The organism is Achromobacter sp. UMC46 (genome assembly GCF_014170335.1).
GTDB lineage: Bacteria > Pseudomonadota > Gammaproteobacteria > Burkholderiales > Burkholderiaceae_B > Achromobacter.
Genome location: NZ_LZZS01000037.1, coordinates 39433 through 60296 on the forward strand (window position 1 = coordinate 39433; position 20864 = coordinate 60296).

17 protein-coding genes and 1 pseudogene are annotated in these 20864 nt (G+C 65.2%); 11 read left to right on the forward strand and 7 right to left on the reverse strand.

Annotated features, from left to right (window positions below):
- Window positions 1–4 precede the first annotated feature (4 nt).
- From A9973_RS27190 to A9973_RS31285, 4 genes and pseudogenes are all read left to right on the forward strand, one after another.
- Window positions 5–1693 (forward strand): ATPase, T2SS/T4P/T4SS family, encoded by a 1689-nt coding sequence (locus A9973_RS27190; RefSeq protein WP_255469312.1) that lies wholly within the window; start codon window positions 5–7, stop codon window positions 1691–1693.
- The gene (locus A9973_RS27195; protein ID WP_183016727.1) at window positions 1690–2535 is read left to right on the forward strand and encodes a type II secretion system F family protein; all 846 of its coding nucleotides are present in this window, start codon (window positions 1690–1692) and stop codon (window positions 2533–2535) included. The genes A9973_RS27190 and A9973_RS27195 overlap by 4 nt, the downstream gene beginning before the upstream one ends.
- Before the next feature lie 47 nt (window positions 2536–2582).
- Entirely contained in the window at window positions 2583–3452 is an 870-nt protein-coding gene (locus A9973_RS27200) for a type II secretion system F family protein (RefSeq protein ID WP_183016728.1), read from the forward strand.
- A 65-nt stretch (window positions 3453–3517) separates the two neighbouring features.
- Window positions 3518–3682 (forward strand): annotated as a pseudogene (locus tag A9973_RS31285) (DUF192 domain-containing protein); the annotation flags it as partial.
- A gap of 6 nt (window positions 3683–3688) precedes the next feature.
- Here A9973_RS31285 and A9973_RS31290 read toward each other — a convergent pair.
- A complete protein-coding gene (locus A9973_RS31290) occupies window positions 3689–4492 on the reverse strand; it encodes a BPSS1780 family membrane protein (protein ID WP_255469313.1) in 804 nt (267 codons plus the stop codon).
- Between the two features lie 63 nt (window positions 4493–4555).
- Window positions 4556–5524: a homoserine kinase gene (locus tag A9973_RS27210; protein WP_183016730.1), complete on the reverse strand. Its 969-nt coding sequence runs from the start codon at window positions 5522–5524 to the stop codon at window positions 4556–4558.
- A gap of 184 nt (window positions 5525–5708) precedes the next feature.
- Here A9973_RS27210 and dusA point away from each other — a divergent pair, with 184 nt between their 5' ends.
- Window positions 5709–6725, forward strand: a complete 1017-nt coding sequence (gene dusA / locus A9973_RS27215) for a tRNA dihydrouridine(20/20a) synthase DusA (RefSeq protein WP_183016731.1) — start codon at window positions 5709–5711, stop codon at window positions 6723–6725.
- A gap of 55 nt (window positions 6726–6780) precedes the next feature.
- Here dusA and A9973_RS27220 read toward each other — a convergent pair whose 3' ends face one another.
- Together A9973_RS27220 and A9973_RS27225 are read right to left on the reverse strand one after the other, a co-directional pair.
- The gene (locus A9973_RS27220; protein ID WP_183016732.1) at window positions 6781–7239 is read right to left on the reverse strand and encodes a CBS domain-containing protein; all 459 of its coding nucleotides are present in this window, start codon (window positions 7237–7239) and stop codon (window positions 6781–6783) included.
- A gap of 37 nt (window positions 7240–7276) precedes the next feature.
- Window positions 7277–8590 carry a YihY family inner membrane protein gene (locus A9973_RS27225; RefSeq protein WP_183016733.1) on the reverse strand — a complete coding sequence of 438 codons (1314 nt, stop codon included), beginning with the start codon at window positions 8588–8590 and terminating at the stop codon, window positions 7277–7279.
- A 17-nt stretch (window positions 8591–8607) separates the two neighbouring features.
- Between A9973_RS27225 and A9973_RS27230 the strand changes: the two genes are divergently transcribed.
- The 3 genes from A9973_RS27230 to A9973_RS27240 all read left to right on the forward strand — a co-directional run bounded on the left by A9973_RS27230 (window position 8608) and on the right by A9973_RS27240 (window position 11397).
- Window positions 8608–8979, forward strand: a complete 372-nt coding sequence (locus A9973_RS27230) for a DUF2069 domain-containing protein (RefSeq protein ID WP_183016734.1) — start codon at window positions 8608–8610, stop codon at window positions 8977–8979.
- A complete protein-coding gene (locus A9973_RS27235; RefSeq protein ID WP_183016735.1) occupies window positions 8976–10463 on the forward strand; it encodes a YdiU family protein in 1488 nt (495 codons plus the stop codon). The genes A9973_RS27230 and A9973_RS27235 overlap by 4 nt, the downstream gene beginning before the upstream one ends.
- Before the next feature lie 214 nt (window positions 10464–10677).
- Window positions 10678–11397 carry a response regulator transcription factor gene (locus A9973_RS27240; RefSeq protein WP_105559797.1) on the forward strand — a complete coding sequence of 240 codons (720 nt, stop codon included), beginning with the start codon at window positions 10678–10680 and terminating at the stop codon, window positions 11395–11397.
- Between the two features lie 26 nt (window positions 11398–11423).
- Here A9973_RS27240 and A9973_RS27245 read toward each other — a convergent pair whose 3' ends face one another.
- Both A9973_RS27245 and A9973_RS27250 read right to left on the reverse strand, forming a co-directional pair.
- Window positions 11424–12905 carry a sensor histidine kinase KdpD gene (locus A9973_RS27245; protein WP_255469314.1) on the reverse strand — a complete coding sequence of 494 codons (1482 nt, stop codon included), beginning with the start codon at window positions 12903–12905 and terminating at the stop codon, window positions 11424–11426.
- Window positions 12906–12994: 89 nt separating this feature from the next.
- Window positions 12995–14887 carry an EAL domain-containing protein gene (locus tag A9973_RS27250; RefSeq protein ID WP_183016737.1) on the reverse strand — a complete coding sequence of 631 codons (1893 nt, stop codon included), beginning with the start codon at window positions 14885–14887 and terminating at the stop codon, window positions 12995–12997.
- A 608-nt stretch (window positions 14888–15495) separates the two neighbouring features.
- Between A9973_RS27250 and A9973_RS27255 the strand changes: the two genes are divergently transcribed.
- From A9973_RS27255 to A9973_RS27265, 3 genes are read left to right on the forward strand one after another with little or no spacing between them, the layout of a single operon-like run.
- On the forward strand, window positions 15496–16878 hold the full coding sequence (locus A9973_RS27255) for a GGDEF domain-containing phosphodiesterase (RefSeq protein WP_183016738.1): 1383 nt from the start codon (window positions 15496–15498) through the stop codon (window positions 16876–16878).
- A 36-nt stretch (window positions 16879–16914) separates the two neighbouring features.
- Window positions 16915–17982 (forward strand): chorismate synthase, encoded by a 1068-nt coding sequence (gene aroC, locus A9973_RS27260; RefSeq protein ID WP_183016739.1) that lies wholly within the window; start codon window positions 16915–16917, stop codon window positions 17980–17982.
- A 44-nt stretch (window positions 17983–18026) separates the two neighbouring features.
- A complete protein-coding gene (locus A9973_RS27265; RefSeq protein ID WP_183016740.1) occupies window positions 18027–18854 on the forward strand; it encodes a M48 family metallopeptidase in 828 nt (275 codons plus the stop codon).
- 38 nt (window positions 18855–18892) lie between these two features.
- Here A9973_RS27265 and A9973_RS27270 read toward each other — a convergent pair whose 3' ends face one another.
- Entirely contained in the window at window positions 18893–20857 is a 1965-nt protein-coding gene (locus tag A9973_RS27270; protein ID WP_183016741.1) for a LapD/MoxY N-terminal periplasmic domain-containing protein, read from the reverse strand.
- Between the last annotated feature and the right edge of the window lie 7 nt (window positions 20858–20864).

Here is a 20864-nt window from a genome sequence, read left to right on the forward strand (position 1 = left end):
GGCGATGCTTGATATTGAAATGACATTCGAAGATGCGGGCGTACGCCGCCTGGTGGCTGCGTCACCGGTATTGGTCGGGCGGAGCGCGCAGTGCGGTCTGCGTATTGCGAACTGGCGAGTCGGCAGGCAGCACGCTCGCCTGTCGCGCGAAGAGGAAGACGTCGTCCTGGAGGATCTGGGCACGCTGGCCGGCACGATGGTGAATGGCGTCCGGGTGGTGAGGCATGCGCCGGTGCTGCCCGATGACGACATCTTGATCGGCCCCTGCCGCCTGAGGGTGCGATGGGCATCGCCCGTGGAAGCTCCGCAGACCGGTGTGCAGGCGGATGGGCCGCCTGCGCCCGTTGAGACGGATTCCCTGCTCTCCGCACCCCCCGAGCATGCGTCAACACCCGTGCAGCCGGTGGCGCCGCAACGGCTGCTGGAACGCCGGAGGCTGCATGCGGCGCTGCTTGAGGGATTGGACCTGCGACGACGCGACGTGGCGGGCATGAGCGACGGCACGTTGCGCGCGGAGGCGGAACGCCTGCTGACCCAGATCGTGGCCACGGATGCGGACCTGTCCGCCGATGTGGATAGAGCCGCCTTGTGCCGCGAGGTGCTGGACGAAGCCGTCGGCCTGGGGCCGCTGGAACCCTTGCTGGCGGCGCCCGACATTACTGAAATCATGGTCAACCGCTATGACGAGATCTATGTCGAACGTGCCGGGCGGCTATGGCGGCATCCTGCGGCGTTCACCAGCGAGCAATCCGTGCGCTGGGTGATCGAGCGCATCGTGACGCCACTGGGCAGGCGTATCGACGAGAGTTCGCCCATGGTCGATGCCCGGCTGCCGGATGGGTCGCGCGTGCACGCCATCATCCCGCCTGTCGCCATGAAAGGGGCAAGCCTGACCATCCGCAAGTTTCCGCAGCGTCGCCCCAAGATGGCCGATCTTATCGCGGCGTCGTCGCTCAGCGACGGCATGGCGCGGTTCCTGGCGGCATGCGTCCGGATGCGCAAGAGCCTGGTGGTGTCTGGCGGAACCGGCTCGGGCAAGACGACACTGCTGAACATTCTTTCCAACGAGATTCCGGATGGCGAACGCGTCGTCACCATCGAAGACGCGGCGGAATTGCGGCTGAACCACGATCACCTGGTGGCGCTGGAGGCCCGTCCCGCCAATCAGGAAGGCAGGGGGCATATCGACATCCGCGAACTGGTGCGCAACGCGCTGCGCATGCGGCCCGACCGGATCGTCGTCGGTGAATGCCGGGGGGCGGAAGCATTCGATATGTTGACGGCCATGAACACCGGGCATGAAGGCTCATTGACGACCTTGCACGCGAATTCTCCGCGAGACGCCCTTGGCCGGCTGGAGTCGATGATCCTGATGGCCGGGCTGGACCTGCCCTTGTCGGCCGTGCGTGAGCACATTGCAGCCAGCGTGGACCTGGTGGTGCAGCAAGCCCGTCTGGCGGACGGGCGGCGCGTGGTGATGTCGATCGTCGAAGTCGCGGGGATGGAAAGCGGTCGCATCCAACTGCTGGAATTGTTCCGGTACGACCGCGCGGCAGGCTTTCTTGGGTGCGGCGCCTTGCCCGGCTTCGCGCGGGAATGGAACGACGAAGGCATGACGCTGGACCCTGGCTGGTTTGCGGAGACCGGCGGCAAGCCTCCGGGCCAGACGGGTGTCGCACAGGGGTTGCCGTGATGTGGTTGGCGGCGGCGAGCGCGATGTGTTGCGTGGCGATTCTGGCCTGGCATGCCCAGGCCTGGTTCTCGCCCGCGTTGCGCCGGTACCGCGAGCTCTATACCCAGGACGCTGGCGTCCGCTTGAGCGAAGTGTTCCTGTTCATCGATCCGGCGCAACTGTGGGTCGCTGCCGTGGCGTGCGCCGTGCTGGCGGCGGGGCTTGCATTGTCTGTGACGGGCAGCGGCATCGTGGCTGGCCTGTCAGCGGGGCTGGCGTCCCGCGTGCCTCGCTGGACGGTCGACAAGCTGCGACGCCGGCGAGCAGACCGCTTCGAGCAGCAGTTGCCGATGGCGTTGTTGATGCTTGCGTCGGCATTGCGTGCGGGCGTTGCGCTGGCGACGGGGTTGCGGCACATCGTGGAGCAGAGCGGCGCACCGCTGGCGCAAGAATTCGGTTTGATGCTGCGTGAGCAGCGCATGGGCGTGCCGTGGGATACCGCGCTGGAAAACCTGCATGCCCGGATGCCGGCCGATTCCACATCGCTGGTGGTAGCCGCCATGCGTATCGCCGCCCAGACGGGCGGAAACCTGGCCGAGGCCCTGGAGAGCATTGCGCAGACCTTGCGGGCGCAGTTGCAGCTGCAGGCGAAGTTGCGGGCGCTGACCTCCCAGGGGCGCCTGCAAGCCTGGATCGTCGGTGCGTTGCCATTGCTGCTGCTGGCGGTGCTGGACCAGTTGGAGCCGGAGATCATGGGGCTGCTATGGAACACGCCGATGGGGTGGGGCGTGCTGGCCATCATTGCCGTGCTGGAAACGGCCGGGGTCGTGCTGATCCGGCGCATCATCCGGATCGACGTTTGATCCGGCGGGGATCCGATCCCGGTATCAAATAGGGAAGAGGGGGCGCGATGTGGTTGCAATTGGGCATGTTGACGACGGCGCTGGGCGTTGGCGGGCTGGCGTGGTTTGCGCTGCGCCCGCTGTTGCAGGACAAGCAGGACGCGGCCGCCTCGTTGCCGTGGTGGTGGCGGGCTGCCTGGCCCTGGGTGGCGGCCGTCGCCCCATGGGTGGGGCCGCTTTGCTCCTGGCGCTTGCGCATCCGGCTGACGCGGGCAATCGAACAAGCTGCGTTGCCGGCCGGCGTGGGCTATGCCCACATCGCGGCATTGTGCGCAAGCGCCGCGGCAGGCGCGGGAAGCCTGGCGGCGGCAATCGCAGCGCTGGTAGATCCCGCCCCGGCCGCCTGGGCGCCCTGGATGATTGCGGCGGCGTTGGCGGCCGGCGTGGCCCCCGGGCTATGGCTACGCGGCCTGGGCGAGCGCCGCCGGCGCAGCATCGAAAGGGATTTGCCTTTTGTATTCGACATGATGACGCTGTGCGTGGAGGCGGGCTTGAGCGTGCAGGGCGCACTGCAACTGGCGGCGCAGAGCGGGCCGCGTGGCGCGTTGCGGGACGGCCTGGCGGACGCACTGGCGGAAATGCGGGCGGGGGTGTCCAGGGCAGCGGCGATCAAGGCCCTGGCCGACCGCTGCAATAGTCCGCTGGCGCGGAATTGGGCCGCGGCCCTGGCGCAGGCGGAATCGCTCGGCATCAGTCTGGGGCCGGTGCTGCGCGCGCAGGCCGCGCAGTGCCGCAACGACCGCCATGTCCGGGCGGAGCAACTGGCCATGCAGGCGCCGGTGAAGATGCTGCTGCCGCTGATCGGGTGCATATTCCCTTGCACATTCATCGTGCTGGCGTTCCCGATTGCGGTGCAACTGCTTCAAGGCGTGCAATGAACGGCCTCCGCCCGCTGCCGGCCGACCGTCTTAGGTTCGTGCGTGTGGCGACCTGGTGCGGCCGGATGCGTGGTTTGCTGGGACGCCAGCCGCCTGGGCGGCGGACCGGGATTCTGCTGATGCCCTGCGCCAGCGTGCATACCTTCGGGATGCGCTACGCCATCGACGTGGCATTCGTGTCGCGCAAGATGCAGGTGATCGGGGTGCGCAGGGCGTTGGCGCCCTGCCGCATTGCCCTATGCTTCGGCGCTGTGGCCGTTGTCGAGATGCGAGCTGGCGCGATCGATGCCGAATACGGAGGTATAGGCAGGATAGAAGCTGCAATACAGCACGCCGCCCGCCGCGATGTTGAACGGGATCTGCAAGGTGCCGGCGAACTGGGGCGACAGGCCCATCGTGACCAGCAGGCCGGCGCACAAGTCGATGAACAGGAACACCAGGGCCCAAGTGGCGCCGTACACCAGGAAGGGCCACTTGTTGCGCCAGCAGGCGATACCGGAGAAGAACAGGGCCTGGATCATGCGCAGGCCGTGCCAAGCCACCAGCACCGGCGCATGCCAGAACAGTGCTGCGATCACGACATAGATGATCGCGAAGATGGTCAGCGGAACGCGCATGGCCATCAGGATGGGGTCCAGTGAGCGCTCGACGGACGCGATCCGGTAGGCTTCGGCCATCGAGTCCATGAAGGGCAGGAAGGTCAGCAGCCCGGCCACCATGCTCAGCCCGGCGTACATCAGGCCCATCAGGAACAGCTTCCTGAACACCCCTGGCTGCTTGAGGGGTTTGCCCCACATGGACGGCAGCATGACGCGGTCGGCATCCACGTGCTTGCACGCCGAAAGCGTCATGAGGGTGATGATGGGCATGAGCGCCACGACCAGAATCGGTCCGACTGGGGGCGTCGCGCTGGCGAAGACGACCAAAAGACTGATGAACATGGCCCAGGTGAACATGGCCAGAGGTTGCTTGCGGAACAGACGGAAACCGTCTCGGACCCAGTGCCAGCCGGATGTCGCGGGTAGGAATGCTGCTTGCATGGCTCTCTAAAGGGGTGATCTCTCAAAAGGGACGCGCTAACCCCATTATGGGGGGCATAACGGTTACGGCAATATTGGCAAGCCAGGGCGGTGGCGTGCTTGCAACACTCTTTCGAAGTGCCGCGGGTCGTGGGGCTTGAGCGTTTGGGCCGGGCGGGGCAGGAAATAGTCGTACAGGCGGGATATCCAGAAGCGCAGGGCGGCGCCGCGCAGCATCACCGGCCAGACTTCGCGCTCGGCGTCCGTGAACGGACGCACGCCGGCGTAGGCGGCCAGCCAGGATTGCACCAGTTCGGGGACGAATTCCCCGGTATCGCGGTCGATGCACCAGTCATTGACACTGACCGCCACGTCGAACAGCCAGGTGTCGCAACCGGCGAAATAGAAGTCGATGATGCCGCCCATGAGCGGGTCTTCGAAGGTGCCGGCGAATAGGACATTGTCGCGGAAGAGGTCGCAATGGGCCGGGCCGGTCTGCAGTGACTGCCAGGCGGGCGTGCCGGCCGCGGCTTGCTGGGCGGCAAGTTCCGACTGGAGCAGCCCGGCTTGGCCGGCATCCAGGAAAGGCATGACCTTGGGCGCCGTTTCCAGCCACCAGGACAGGCCGCGCAGGTTGGGCTGGTGGATCGGGAAGTCCTGGGCGGCAAGGTGGGCGCGCGCCAGGGTGGCGCCGGCCAGGGCGCAATGCGCGGCGCCCGGGGCGGGTTCGTAGCCGCCGGGCAGGCGCGAGACGATGGCGCAAGGCTTGTCGTGCAGCCTTGTCAGGCGGGTGCCGTCGCGCAGGTTCTGGGGCTGTGGCACCGGGATGCCGCGCTGGGCCAGGTGGTACATCAGTTCGATGTAGAACGGCAGTTGGGCCTGCGTCAGGACTTCGAACAGGGTCAGGACGTATTCGCCCCGCGTCGTGTACAGGAAGTAGTTGGTGTTCTCGATACCGGCCGTAATCCCTCGAAGCGAAACCAGTTCGCCCAGGTCGAATTGCGCCAAAAGGGCGCGCGCGTCGTCGTCGGATACGGGAGTGAATACGGCCATTGATATAGAGGGGTGAGGGGGTTAACGGACGCTCGGCCATGCCTGTTCGGCGGCGGCGGCGCAATTTTAGACCACATAGCGGGCGGGGTTGCGATGATCGCCTGCACGCGGGCGCGTTCCCCTGCCGGACATAATCCCGCTAAGCCCGTAAAATACTGCATCCCCTTGTTTTGTAGAGTGATTCTTGGACTCCCCCGACTGGCGGCTGTGCGTCGCCCCGATGATTGACGTGACCGATCGCCATTGCCGCTATTTCCATCGGCTGCTGGCGCCCCGCGCACGCTTGTATACGGAAATGATCACCACGGGCGCGCTGCTGCACGGCAGTGTCCCGCGTCATCTGGATTTCGACGAAGCCGAGCATCCGGTGGCCCTGCAATTGGGCGGCAGCGAACCCGACGCGTTGGCGCAGGCGGCCAAGCTGGGCCGCCAATGGGGCTACGACGAGATCAACCTGAACTGCGGATGTCCGTCGGAACGCGTGCAGAAGGGCGCATTCGGCGCCTGCCTGATGGCGGAACCGGCGCTGGTCGCGGACTGCATGAAAGCCATGCAGGACGCCGTCGACATCCCGGTTACCGTCAAGCATCGCCTGGGGCTGGATTACGAGGAATCCTACGCGTTCGTCCGGGATTTCGTCGGCAAGATCTACGACACGGGATGCCGGATTTTCATCGCCCATGCCCGCAACGCGGTGCTCAAGGGCTTGTCGCCCAAGGACAACCGCGAAATTCCGCCGCTGCGCTACGACGTGGTCAAGCAATTGAAGCTGGACTTCCCGGATTGCACGTTCGTGCTTAACGGCGGACTGGCTGATGCCGACCAATCCGTCCGAGCGGCGGACGAATTCGATGGCGTGATGCTGGGCCGGGCGGCCTGGCATACACCGCGTGTGCTGTCGGAGGTGTCGTTGCAGCTGTGGCCGTCCGTGCGTTTGCCCAGCGACGCGCAAGTGGTGGACGCCATGACCGAATACGCGGCGCGGCAAGTCGCCAAGGGCGTGCCCTTGCGCGTGATGACGCGGCCGATGCTGGGCCTGGTGAACGGGCAATCGGGCGCGCGCCGCTGGCGCCGCATGCTGTCCGATCCGGCGCTGCTTGCTGCGAACAACCCCGAATTGATCTACGACGCCTGGCGCAGCCAGCGGCAGGCGCCGGAAATGCGCGGCGCCGCGTTCGAAGCGGCGCCGGCAGGGGTGTAGGCCAACGGAACAACCACCGCGCGGCAGGCGCCGTGCGGGCTGGCCTGACAGACGGTCAGGACTTGGCCGGTTCGGCGCTTTCCGTGGGCCAGTCGCGGATGTAGGCCTTCAGCATGTTGTTTTCGAACTGCTGGGCCGCCACGATGGCCTGGGCCATGTCGTAGAACGAGATCACGCCCATCAGCGTCGGGCCATCCATGACCGGGATGTAGCGGGCGTGCTTTTCCAGCATCAGGCGCTGCACTTCGTCGGCGCTGGTGTTGGGCGACACGCTGACCGGCGCGTCATCCATGATCGAACGGATGGTGGTTTCTCCGGCCGCGCCATGGGCGTGCATGTGGCGGATGATCTCGCGGAACGTGAGCATGCCGGTCAGGGTGCCGAATTCCATGATCACGAGCGAGCCTATGTCCTGCTCGCTCATGGTTTGCACGGCCTGGGACACAGGCATGTCGGGCGACGCCGTATAGAGCGTATGGCCCTTGACGCGCAAAATCTCGCTGACCTTCAACATCGGTTCCTCCTGGGCGGACTACGCCCGAATGCATTTGCTATTTCTTGTTCGCTTCCAATTGCAATATTGGAGCGACGCCATTTTCGGTATTCTGCGCTTCTCCGCACAGTTCTTCCAGCGTAGGCGTATTTTGCTGGGAAATCACGGCGGAAGCGACTCGCAGTATCTCGGGGTCGTTGCGGACACGGGGTTGGCTGCGGTCCAGCAGGAAATGGTCCACGACGGGCGCCATCGAGGTGTCGCGCGCGTCGCAGGTCAATACCCAGTTGTCTTCGGGGGTGCGCGTCGCCAGCCCCATGGCGTTCAGCGTTTCCAGCACTTCGTTCAATTCATCCTGGTGCAGGCGCAACTGCGACGCCAGCTCGTTGGCGGGCAGGCCGGGCGGGTTTTCGGATTGCACGCGCCGCAACGCGCGCAGGGCGTCCAGGGCGTCGACGAATTGCGCGCCGGGGTAGCGGTTGATTTCCCAACGGCCCAGCCGGATCAGCGGCGCGCTCGAGGCCAGCGTGGCGCCCAGCAGCACGGCCAGCCAGGACAGGTAGATCCACAGCAGGAAGATCGGCAGGGTGGCAAACGCGCCGTAGATGACGGTGTAGGTGGGAAACCGGGTCAGGTAGTACGCAAACCCCGACTTCATGATTTCCAGGACGATGGCTGTCACGCAGCCGCCCACCAGCGCATCGCGCCACAGCACGTCGCGGTTGGGCACCACGACGAACAGGGCGGCAAAGCCCAGTGCGGTCAGGATGAGGGGAATGAAGGAGATGGCGACGCTGACGATCTCGGGCACCTCCGCCACCAGCCCCAGCGACTCGCGCGCCACGAAAGAGGTGGCCCAGAGGCTGGCGCCTGCCAGCACCGGCCCCAGCGTGATGATGGCCCAATACACCAGCGCCCGTTGCGGCAAAGGACGCTGCCGCGAGACATGCCAGATGTCGTTGAAGGCCTGATCGATCGTCATGATCAACAGCAGCGAGGTCACCAGCAGGAACGCGCCGCCGATCGCGGTAAGGCGCGATGCCTGGCGCGCGAACTGGTTCAGGTATTCCATGATGTTGTCCGAGACGGACGGCGGCATCAGGCTGTTGGTCAGGAAGTCTTCCAGGGCAACGCGGAATTCCTGGAACACCGGAAATGCGGTGAACAGGGACAGCACCACGGCCAACATGGGCACGATGGCCAACACCGTAGTGAACGTGAGGCTGGAGGCGACCTGAAGCAGCTTCTCTTCATTGGCGCGCTGTACGGTGAACCGGAAGACGCGTCCGGCCCTCGCGACCCATGAAGAGCGCGAAGTCGAGGGCTCGGTGGCCGCCGACGTAGCGGCGGCAGGCTCGGCGGGGCGATTCATCAGGCGATAATAGCAGCATGAATCCTGAACTCAACCCCCGTTTGCGCCTGCTGGCCTCGGTTTCACTGTTCGCCCTGATCGTCCTTTGCGTCACCTGGGAAACCGTGGTGGCGCCGGTGCGGCCGGGGGGTTCCTGGATGCTGCTGAAAGCGCTGCCGCTGGCGTTTCCGCTGCGCGGCATCCTGCGTGGAAACCTCTATACCTATCAGTGGGCGTCGATGCTGTCGCTGCTGTATCTGATGGAAGGCGCTGTGCGCGCCATGTCCGATCCGGCCCCGCTCTCCGTGCTGATGGCTTGGGGCGAGATCGTCCTGTCGACCACCTTTTTCCTCAGCGCCATTTTCTATGTGCGCCCCGCCAAGCGGGCCGCCAGGAGCCAACGCGCATGACTGCCCATTCCTTGTCTGAACTGCATGTCGTCAATACGTTCGCGGCGTTGCCCGCCGCGTTCTATACCCGGCTGACCCCACAGGGGCTGAACCAGCCGCGCCTGCTCCACGCCAACGCCGGCGCAGCCAAGCTGATCGGACTGGATCCCGCAGTGCTGTCCACGCCGGAATTCCTGGCCGTGTTCTCGGGTTCTGCACCCTTGCCTGGCGGCGATACGCTGGCGGCCGTCTATAGCGGACACCAGTTCGGCGTATGGGCCGGCCAGTTGGGTGACGGGCGCGCCCATTTGCTAGGCGAAGTCGAAGGGCCCGACGGGGGATGGGAACTGCAATTGAAGGGCGCGGGCATGACCCCGTACTCCCGCATGGGCGACGGCCGGGCCGTGCTGCGGTCGTCGGTGCGGGAATACCTGGCCAGCGAAGCCATGCACGGGCTGGGCGTTCCGACCACGCGGGCGCTGGCGCTGGTGGTGTCCGACGACCCGGTCATGCGGGAAACGGTGGAAACCGCCGCCATCGTGACGCGCATGTCGCCCAGTTTCGTACGCTTCGGCTCGTTCGAGCATTGGTCGTCGCGCCGCCAACCTGATTTGCTGAAGACGCTGGCGGACTACGTCATCGACCGCTTCTACCCGGAATGCCGCGAATCAGCCACGGGCGAGCCCTTGAGCGAGACGGCGCCCTACATCAACCTGCTGCGCGCCGTCACGCGACGCACGGCGCTGCTGATGGCGGACTGGCAGGCCGTGGGTTTCTGCCACGGCGTCATGAATACGGACAATATGTCCATTTTGGGCCTGACGCTGGACTACGGTCCGTATGGGTTCATGGACGGATTCCGCTTGGGGCACGTCTGCAATCATTCGGATTCGGAAGGGCGCTATTCCTGGAACCGGCAGCCGTCGGTGGCGCTATGGAACCTGTATCGTCTGGGCGGCAGCCTGCATGCGCTGGTGCAGGATGCCGAGGGCCTGCGCGCCGTGCTGGACGAATTCGAAGCCGTTTTCACCCGGGCCTTCCATGATCGGATGGGCGCCAAACTGGGCTTGGCCGCCTGGCGTCCCGACGATGAGGCGCTGCTGGACGACCTGTTAAAGCTGATGGATGCCAATCAGGCCGATTTCACCTTGTCCTGGCGGCGTCTGGCCGATGCCGTGCAGGGGCAGCGCAGCGCGTTCGAGGACCTGTTCATCGACCGCCCTGCGGCAGCCGCCTGGCTGGACCGCCTGCTGGCGCGCCAAGCGCAGGACGGACGCCCCGCGCAGGAGACGGCCCTGGCGATGAACCGGGTTAATCCCCTCTATGTCTTGCGTAACCATCTGGCCGAAGAGGCGATCCGGGCGGCGAAAACCGGCGATGCCAGTGAAATCGAGACACTGATGAAGCTGCTGCGGGCGCCTTTCGAGGCCCAGCCGGGGTATGAGCGCTATGCGGGACTGCCTCCGGATTGGGCGGGTAGCCTGGAAGTCAGTTGCTCTTCTTGATGCCGTCGCGCGTCAATCGCAAGAGAACGCATACCAAAATATTGTGATTTACGTGAAAAAGCAGTGAAAGAGAGTGAAATATCGCGTTTTTTTTCACTGCAATCATTCGTTTCCATTGTAAATCTCGTAAGATTGTCGCCTGCGGGACACTCGGGATGGCTTGCCGCATCCTTGGGGCATTTGTCGACAATTTTCAATATAAAGCACTCTGAATATGCCTGGCGCAGATGGTTTGCTATGTATCGGTCTGCTCGAGGATGATGCCGACTTCCGGGAGGAGTTGGCATTAGGCTTGGGCGGCTATGGTTTTCGGGTGGCGTTTGCTTGTGACAATGCTGCGGCGTTCTATCGCCGCCTGCAGGAGCAGCCGTGCGACATCGTTATCCTTGACGCGCACTTACCGGGCGAAGACGGTTTTTCCGTCGCGACCCGGTTGCGCGCATTGAGCCCGGTGGGCATCGTCATGTTGACCGGTCGCAGTGCCCTCGAAGACCGCGTGCGCGGACTGGAAGGCGGCGCGGATGTCTACATGACCAAGCCCGTGGACCTGCTGGAACTCAGTTCCGTCATCCGCAGCCTGGCCCGCCGCATGCGCCTGGCCAAGGCCCCGCGTCCCGCGGATGCGGAAACGCGCGCGTCGGCGGACAGTACCTGGTCCCTGCAGGACGGCGGTTGGATACTGGTGGCGCCCGATGGCGCTTCCTTGCACCTGAGCGCCCAGGAACGGACCTTCCTGATGGCCTTGATGGATGCGGCGGGCAGCGCGGTCAGCCGCCAGGTGCTGGCCGAACTCTTCCTGCCGGACAGCCCGGGCGGTTTTGAACTGCGCCGCATTGATGTGCTGGTGAGCCGTCTGCGCGCCAAAGCGCAAAGCGCCGGCCTGAAGCTGCCGGTGCTGTCGGTGCGCGGCCAAGGCTACGTCTTCGCCGCCTGACCCGATCGGGATTTTCGCGTGCGCGGCTAGCCCGCCGGGGCCTGGGCTTGACCTCGGGCCTCCGGGCCCTGGGCCGGCAGGGTGACGATGAATCGGGTGCCGACGCCCACCTTGCTTTGCATGGTCAGCGATCCGCCCTGGTTCTGGCAGATGCGGCGCGCCAGATACAAGCCAATGCCCATGCCTTGGGTCTCGCGATGTGCCGAGCGCCGGAAATGCGGCTCGAAGATCCGCGCCTGTTCCTCTTCCCCGATGCCCGGGCCGCGGTCGATGACGGCCAGCCAAGCCATCGGGGTGCCATCGGGACAAGTCTGGCCCGTCTCGATCTTGACGGGTTCATTGGCTGGCGAATACTTGATGGCGTTGTGGATCAGGTTGCGCACCACCACGCTGGTCAGCGGCCGGTCGCAATACGCGGGTAGGGCGCCGCTGGCCTGAATCGTCAACGCATGCGCGGTGTCCGGCTGCATCGCCGTCACGACGTCGCGTGCGATGTCGGCCAGATCGGTCTGTTCGCCGCGCGGAGTCCAGGCCTGTTCGCCCAGGCGATCCTGGTTCAGCAACTGGTCCATCAGTTCAGTCATCCGGCCGACCGAGCGGTGTATCCGGTCCAGCCGGTTGCCGACGGCCTCGCCGCTATCCGACAGGATCATATCCAGCGATTGGGCCGCCGCGCTGACGATGGCCAGCGGCGAGCGCAATTCGTGGGAAATCAGCGCGTTCATCTGGCGCTGCGTGTCCAGGGCGCCTGCCAGCTCGGCCAGCCGCAACTCGCCTTGAGCCAGATGTTCGACGTCGGCGGGGTCATGCGCGGGACGACTAGCAACGGTCGGCGGGCGGGCCTGACGGGCAAGCGCCAGGCCGAAGAGGGTGCCCGCAACCAGCAGCAGGCGCACCAGTTCGATCGGTGTGCCGGCGGTGTCGGCGCCGTTGGCGCGCCAGGCATCGTTGCCCAGCATCCAGGCCGACGCGGCATACACGCCGGCGAATGCCAGCGCCGTCCCGCGTCCGCTTTTGCGCAAGGCCGCACGCGCGGCGAACCAGAGGGCCAGCGGCACGCTCAATGCGGCGCACAGCCCGGCGATCACGGCGGGAATCGAGCCGTTTTCGGTTTCATAAACGAAGATCAGCGCCAGTGCCGCAACGGCCGCCAGCGCGACGCTCAGGCCGCGGCAGGCCGCCGCCAGTTTCGAGGCGTGGGGCAGGTCGGTCAGCAACGGGACGGTCAAGGCCAGCAAGGCCGCGAAAGATCCCGCTTGCAACGCGCCGGGCGGCAGCATTTCGGGCAGTGATCGGAACAGGCCTTCGATCAGCATGAAGGCGCCGCCGGCGCCGTAGAGGGATTCACGGGTGGCGCCCCAGGCGACGAGGCATGCCAGGCTGCCTGTGATGGCGACGCCGGCGGTCACGCCAAGCTGCATGTCTTCGTGGGGGGCGCTCAGGCCCCACGCCAGTGCGGCACCCGGCCAAAGGATGGCGCACGACAGGGCGCATAGCAGGGCGCCCAAGCGCGATAGTGCCGCTTGCAGCCCGGCCTGGGGGCGTCGTGCAGGGTGATGGCGAAAACGCCAGCGGGTGCGAAGAAACAATCCTTCCGTCAACTAGGAACCCATTGGTGATCCGGCGAGAGGTCGCGCGTATGGGAGAAGTTTACGACAGCCCCGCGTATCGCGCGGACGCCCAGGCTTTCCAGAATGGCCTGAGTGGCCAGATCGGGGACGTCTTCGGCGTAGACGTCCATGTCCATCGTCGTGGCCGTGGCGACCACGGTGGCGGCCAGATGCTGGCTGCCGGGGCTGTGCAGCAGACCGGTAATGAAACTGCCGCACAGCTTCAGGTAAGACACCGGATACTCGTGCAGGCGCTCCATCGCGCCGAACTGCTGCGACAGCCGCGATATGCCCATCCGGGCGCCCGCAGCCGTGACGATGTCGCACAGTTGGCGCACGTCCCCCCCTTGTTCGACCAGGCCGGCGGCATCGACCTCGATGATCAAACGCCGGGTCAACGCGGGGCGGTCGGCAAGCATCCTGTCCAGTCTGGATAGGAAAGACGTTTTCGCCAGCGAGGCGAGTGATATGGGGACGGTCAGCGCGCCGGAATGGGTGAACAGCCAGTCCAGGCCCAGACGGACGGCCTGGATGTCGCATTCGGCGGACAGGCCCAACCTGACCGCGGGCGGCATGAAGATGGACGCCGGCACCGGATCCCCGCCAGATGTGTCATGCAGCGTCAGGCTGGCTTCGTGGTGCAGCAATGCGCCGGATACGGCATGCAGGGGCTGGATGGCCAGCGAGAACCGGTGCTGCTCCAGGGCGGTGGCCAGGGCGTCGTGCCAGCTGTATTCACCGATGCGGGTGCTGTCGGCGGCTTGGCTGGCCGGCGTGATCTGGTCGTCGTCGGCGCTTTCGGCGCACATCAGGGCGTGGTCAAGCCGGGCCAGCGTATCGCTCATGCTGTCGCCGGAGGCGAAAGCGGTCATGGCCAGGGCCCAGCGGCACCACCCATATTTGTCCATCGGCACGCGCAGCGAACGCAGTTCGCGGCGAACCCGTTCGGCCAGCAGGCTGGCTTGAGGGGCCGACGTGCGGGGCATCAACAGCGCGAAGTCCGATCCGCTGATGCGCGCGATCTGTGCAGACGGCCCGCCGAATTCCGCGATCAGCTTGCGCAAGCGGTCGGACGATGAACGCAACCATTGATCGGTGAACGCGCGCGACAAATGCCGATTGATTTCCGCCAGGTCGCGCTGGCGGAACATCAGGATATGGCCGCCGGCATCCGGGGTCTTGTCAGCCAACGCGAGCCTGAACTGATCGACGAAGTGCTTGCGGTTGGGCAGGCGGGTGACGGTGTCCCGGTAGATCTCGCTTTGCAGGGATTCGATCTTCGCGTTCTGCTCCTCGACCGTCGCGGCCACCCGGCGCTGCGCGTCGACCAGGGCCTGGTCCACACCCGCCAGTTCACACGATCCCGTCAGCGTGCCGCGGTTGCCCGGGTCCAGGGCCCGCACGCGTTCGCAGATGTCGCGCGAGGTCCGGACTTCAATCCACCGAACCAGGTTCAAGGCGAACAGCGCCCAGAATATCCCCGCCACCAGCACCAGCCCAAAGATCCTCACGCCGCCTTGCCATAGCGTGTCGCGCGCCAACCGCGCGTCCGCCTGCACCGTGACGGTGCCACGGACGCCGCCGTCGGCCGAGGCGAAGGGCTGCGACACGGCGGGTGCCTGCAAGTTCAGCCAGGCGTTGCGCCAGTCCCCGTCCCGGGTTGCGGGGTTTTGGCGTGTTTTGTGCTCGGCGACAACGATCCCCCCTTCATCGGTGATACGGACGACCGCATACAGCCCTTGTTCAAACAGTTCGTCCGCCAAGGCGGCACGGTCCACCGGGCTGGCCGTAGCGTGGGACAGCGCCCAGGCCAGGGCGCTGGCGCCGCCTTCGCTTTGCTGCGTGAGTTGCGCATTCAGATAGCGATGGGCGGCAAGCATCCCCAGCGCCTGGGCGCCGAGCAGGATGAAGCCGATCAGAAGGGCTGTGCAAAAAAGTAACCGGCGGAATGTCGACATGTGTTTGGGGTTCCCTTTTTGGACGGCATGCCTGCTCGCGTGGAGGGTTGGCGGGCGCCCGATGAAAGGGGCCATCGAGCAGCGAACGTGCCCGACGGGAAAAAACCTGGATAAGAAACGTGACACACGTTACTAGTACCTCAGTGACGCCGCTTACACTGTAATTCGGCATGTCACAGAGCGTACAGAATATTACGAAATTCGCTACGACATCAGACGACCTGTGCAATTATTTCGATCGTGATAATTGCCTTGATGAGAACTATTGAGACAGGGCGTATTAATTTTTGGGCTTTGGCTGTCGTAGTAAGGGTAGGGCATGGATCTATGGACCGGCCAGCGAACGCTATCCAGGGACCGACATGATCATCCATGAGCAAGCAGAGAGCCTTAGGATTTCAAGGAAAAGAGGCGCGTTGCCTCTGAAGTGTGGCGTTTTTTTGCGAAAATAATGCATAATTTAAAAAATGTTACAGCCCTTGGGTTCTTTCTTGGACCGCAACGCCAGGGGTTTCTAGATAGGGGGCTCCGTGCGTGAGAGTTACCTGCTCGCACTGTGCCTGACGCTCGCAGGCGCACTTGCGGCGATAGGCGTGTTTTTCGTCCGCAGGGAGCGTGCATTGCGTCAGCGGCTGACGCGCGACGAATTGACCGGCGTCCTGAGCCAGCAGGAGCTGCATCGTCGCGCGCGCGTTTGGCTGGCCCAAACAGAAGGGCCGGCACGCCGGGGCGCCTTTTTCCTGGTCAGCCTCGAGCAATACGCCGAAATCAGCGCCATGCTGCGCGCGGGCGAAGACCAGTCGCTGCTGGTGCAGGTGGCCAATCGCTTGGGTCTGATCACTCGTACCCTGGGCGGCATGGTGGCGCGTACCGGCATCGACAGCTTTACGGTCTGTGTGCCTGAAGTCGACGAAGTGGGTGCTGCGCAGGTGTCGGCCAAGCTGCTTGAGGACTTGAGCGCCCCGTATGAATTAGGGGGGCGTCCCCTGATTGCCGTCTTCCGGGTCGGGGCCGCGCTATATCCCGATCACGGGCGCACTGTGGAAGAAATGCAACGCTGCGTGCAAGTGGCGATGGTGCCGTTGAAAGAGCGTGGCGGCCCCGGCTGGAACCTGTTCGATTTCCGGCTGCTGGCGCGCCACCGTGACCAGCAGGGGCTGGAAAACGATTTGCGCCTGGCGCTGACGACGCCCGCCATGGAGCAGTTCGAACTGTTCTACCAGCCGGTTTGCGATAGCGGAACCGGGGTGGTCCAGGGTTGCGAGGCCCTGTTGCGCTGGCATCACCCGGTATTGGGCAGCGTGTCGCCGGCCGTCACCATCGAATTGGCCGAACGCAGCGGGCTGATCGTCCCGCTGGGTGCCTGGATTCTGGAGCGGGCGTGCTCGCAGGCCGCCTTGTGGCCTCCGGCCTGGCGAGTCCACGTGAATCTGTCGGTCAAGCAGATGAACGAAGACGGGCTGGTGCAACTGGTGTCGGACGTGCTGGCGGCCACCCGGCTGTCGCCGCAAAAACTGGTGCTGGAAATCACGGAATCGATCTTCATCCTGCATTACGAGCGGCACGTGAAGATCCTGAATACGCTTCGCGCCAAAGGCATCGGCGTGGCGCTGGACGATTTCGGTTGTGGGTATTCCAGCCTGAACCACCTGCGCCATCTGCCCATCGACTGGGTGAAGATCGACCGCAGCTTCATCTCGGCGCTGGAATCCGACGCCTGCAGCCGGGAAGTCGTATCCGCGCTGTTCGGGTTGTGCCAGGCCATGCGCCTGCCCGTGGTGGCCGAAGGTGTTGAAACCGAAGGACAGCGCGAAATCCTCAAGTCCCTGGGATGCCGGGAGATGCAGGGCTTCTTGCTGGGACGCCCGGCGCCGGCCTCGGAAATCCAGGCTTTGGCTTCGGCGATGTCATAATCGGGGTTGCTCGCAAAACCGACCTGTTGACTTCCTATGCCCGGCAATACCCTAGGTACCCTTTTTACCGTCACGAATTTCGGCGAATCCCACGGGCCGGCCATCGGTTGCGTCGTGGATGGCTGTCCCCCGGGACTGCCCCTGGACGCCTCCGACATCCAGCTTGAACTGGATCGCCGCCGCCCCGGCACGTCGCGCCATGTCACGCAGCGCCAGGAAGCCGACCAGGTCGAAATCCTGTCCGGCGTCTACGAAGGGGTCACCACGGGCACGCCGATCGGCCTGCTGATCCGCAATACCGACGCGCGCAGCAAAGACTATTCGAACATCGCCGACACGTTTCGGCCGGGCCATGCCGACTACGCCTATTGGCGCAAGTTCGGCGTGCGCGACCCGCGCGGCGGCGGCCGCTCGTCCGCGCGCCTGACCGCGCCCACTGTCGCGGCCGGCGCCATCGCCAAGAAGTGGCTGGCCGAGCAGTACGGCGTGAAAGTGCGCGGCTACATGAGCCAGCTTGGCCCGGTCGCGATTCCTTTCGTGTCGTGGGACGAAGTCCCCAATAATCCGTTCTATGCGCCCAACGCCGAGGTCGTCCCGGAACTGGAAGCCTATATGGACCAGTTGCGCCGGGATGGCGATTCGGTCGGCGCCCGGATCGAAGTCGTGGCGGAAAACCTGCCTGCGGGCTGGGGCGAACCCATCTACGACCGCCTGGACGCCGACATCGCGCATGTGATGATGGGCCTGAATGCCGTCAAGGGCGTGTCCATCGGCGCAGGCTTCGACTGCATCGCGCAGCGCGGGTCCGAACACGGCGACGAGATCACACCCGACGGTTTCCTGACCAACCATGCCGGCGGCGTGTTGGGCGGCATTTCCACGGGCCAGCCGATCACCGTGTCGCTGGCCATCAAGCCCACGTCCAGCATCCGCGTCGAGCGTCGTTCGGTCAATCGCGCGAACGAACCCGTCATAGTGCAGACGCTGGGGCGCCACGACCCCTGCGTCGGCATCCGCGCCACGCCCATTGCCGAAGCCATGCTTGCCCTGGTGCTGATCGACCATGCGCTGCGCCATCGCGGACAGTGCGGCGATCCGCTCTGACAGGCGGGCGTGCCCGTTCCTGCCACCGTCCGCTGGAGACCGACATGAACCGTAAACGTCATCTATTGCGCGGCACGGCCGTGACGCTTCTGCTGGCCGCCCTGGCCGGCTGCACCGGCATGAACACCACGCAGTCCGGCGCCATCGGCGTCAACCGCACGCAGTACATGTCCAGCCTGGTGCCCTCGCAAGCGCTCGAGCAAGAGGCAAGCCAGCAGTACACGGACATCCTCAAACAGGCTCAGGGCAAGGGGCTGCTGGACCGTGATGCGCAGCAGTTGTCGCGGGTGCGCGCCATCTCTCAGCGACTGATCGCGCAGGTAGGCGTGTTCCGCCCCGATGCCTCCGGCTGGAAGTGGGAAGTGCATGTGTTGTCCAGCGACGAGGTCAACGCCTGGTGCATGCCCGGCGGCAAGATCGCCGTCTACACGGGCCTGATCTCGAAGATCAAGCCGACCGACGACGAGTTGGCGGCCGTGATGGGCCACGAGATCGCCCACGCGCTGCGCGAACATGCGCGCGAGCGCGTTTCGCAGCAGATGGCTACTAACCTGGGCTTGCAGGTGCTGTCCATCGCGACGGGCTCCAACGCCGCGTCCGATCTGGGCGGGCAACTCACCAGTGTGATGTTCACGTTGCCTAATAGCCGCACGCACGAGACCGAAGCGGACCGCATGGGCGTGGAGCTCGCGGCGCGGGCGGGCTATGACCCGCGCGCCGCGGTGACGCTATGGCAGAAGATGGGGTCGGCAGACAGCGGCAACGCGCCGCCGGAAATCCTGTCCACGCACCCCTCGGCCGAGTCGCGCATTACGGACTTGCAGGCCGCCGCGCAGCAGGTGATGCCGTTGTATCAGCAAGCCAAGAAGTAACGCGGCTCTCTGCCGTCAGGTCGTGCCGGCCGCGGCCTTCATGCGGGTTTCACACCCGGGCCGCGCATGATGCTGATGCCCAGGCCGGACAGGATGCGCCGCGTTTCGGCGTCGGGCACATCTTCGGCGTAGACCGCGATGTTCAGGGTACGTGCGGTTTCCAGGACCGAAGCCGTCAACTGCTGGCTGCCCGGGCTTTGCGACATGCCCCCGACAAACCCGCCGCCCAGCTTCACATACGACAAGGGCAGGGTGTGCAGTTGCGCCACGGCGCCGAATTGCTGCGCCAGGCGGCGCACGCCGATATGCGCGCCGAATTCCGATGCCACGCGCGCAAGTGTGGCGATCTGCTCGTGGCATTCCACCAGGCCGTGCGCGTCGATTTCCAGGAACAGGCGCGAGGCCAGCCCACGGTGTTCCGTCAACAGCAGCGCGAGTTGACGGAAGAACTTCTGGCCCCGCAACGACGGCAGGGCGACCCGAATGGCAAGCTCGCCGTCGTGGGCGATCAGCCAGTCCAGGCCCAGGCGCACGGACTCCAGATCGCACTCGGCGACCAAATCCAGCCGCACGGCAGGCGGGATGAACAGGGTGGCGGGAATCGGGACCTGGTCGGCGGCGGTGCGCAGCATCAGCATGGCTTCGGTACGCACCATGCTGCCGTCGGCGGCCAGCAGTGGTTCGGTCGCCAGTTCGAACTGGTCTTTTTCCAATGCGGTCAGGATGGCGTCTTTCCAGGCGCGTTCGCCCGACTCCGAAGGCGACTGCATGTCGGTCGCGCCCGCGATCACGACATGATCGTTGTTGGCGCTTTCGGCCCGCATCAGTCCGAAGTCCAGGCGCGCCAGCACCGGGCCTGCCTGATTGCCGGGACCATAGTCGGTCATGGCCTGTGCCCAGCGGCACAGATGGCCTTCACCGACCGGAATGCGCGACGCATGCAGGTCCGCCCGCAATTGTTCGGCGACCATCATCGCCTTGGGGGCGGCGCAGCCCGGCAGCAGCAGCGCAAAATCGGACCCGTTCAGCCGGGCCAGCAGCGGGGCAGCGACGTTCAGGCGTTGCAGCGTGCCTTGAATGCGCTGGCACGCGGCGCGTAGCCATTGGTCGATGAATTCGCGAGGCATATGACGGTTCAGGTCGGCGAGGTCGCGCTGACGGAACACCAGCACGTGCCCGCCGGCGATGGAACGCGATGTCGGCTGGCCTGCGGCCCCAGCCGGCGCTTCCAGCGCGCGCCTGAACTCGTTGACGAAGTACTTGCGGTTTGGCAGGCCCGTGACCGGATCCTGGTTGAGCTCCAGTTCCAGCGATTCGATCTTGGCGTTCTGTTCTTCGACGCTGGCATACACGCGTTCGCGGGTCTGGTTCAGCGCCTGCACGACGCCGGACAATTCGGGAACGCGGGCTTCCACCTGCTGGGGAGGGGTATCCTGGCCGATGCTGCGGACATGGTCGCTGATCTCGCGCAGCAGGCGGTTCTTGATCCAGCCCACCAGCACAAACGCGAACACGGCCCACAGGACGCCCGCACCGACGACCAGCGCAATCATTTTCAGGCTGCTGCGCCACAGGGCTTCCCAGGCATAGGCGTCGTTGGCGATCAGGGTGACCTCGCCGATCTGGCGCCACCCGTCGCTGACGGCGTGGCTGGCCGGTTGCGTGTCCAGGGGCGCCAGCTTCTGGAACCAGCCGGGAACCGACTTGGGCGTGGTATCCGATTTGCGCTCGATCAGCACCTTGCCGTCAGGATCGGTCAGGCGCACCAGCGAGAAATGGCCACCGTCGTACAGGGCCGACACCAGCAGTTCCTGAAGGACCGGGTCATTGTTGGCGGGCTGCGACAAGGACAGCGCCAGCGACACGGCGGCGTCGGTGCTCTGCACCTGCAACTGGCCCGACAGGTATTCGCGCGCCGAGTTGACGCTGAGCGCCAAGGTGCCCAGCAGGATGACGCCGATCGCAAGGGTAACGCTGAGCAGTAGCTGTCGAAGTATGGACATAGTCTTG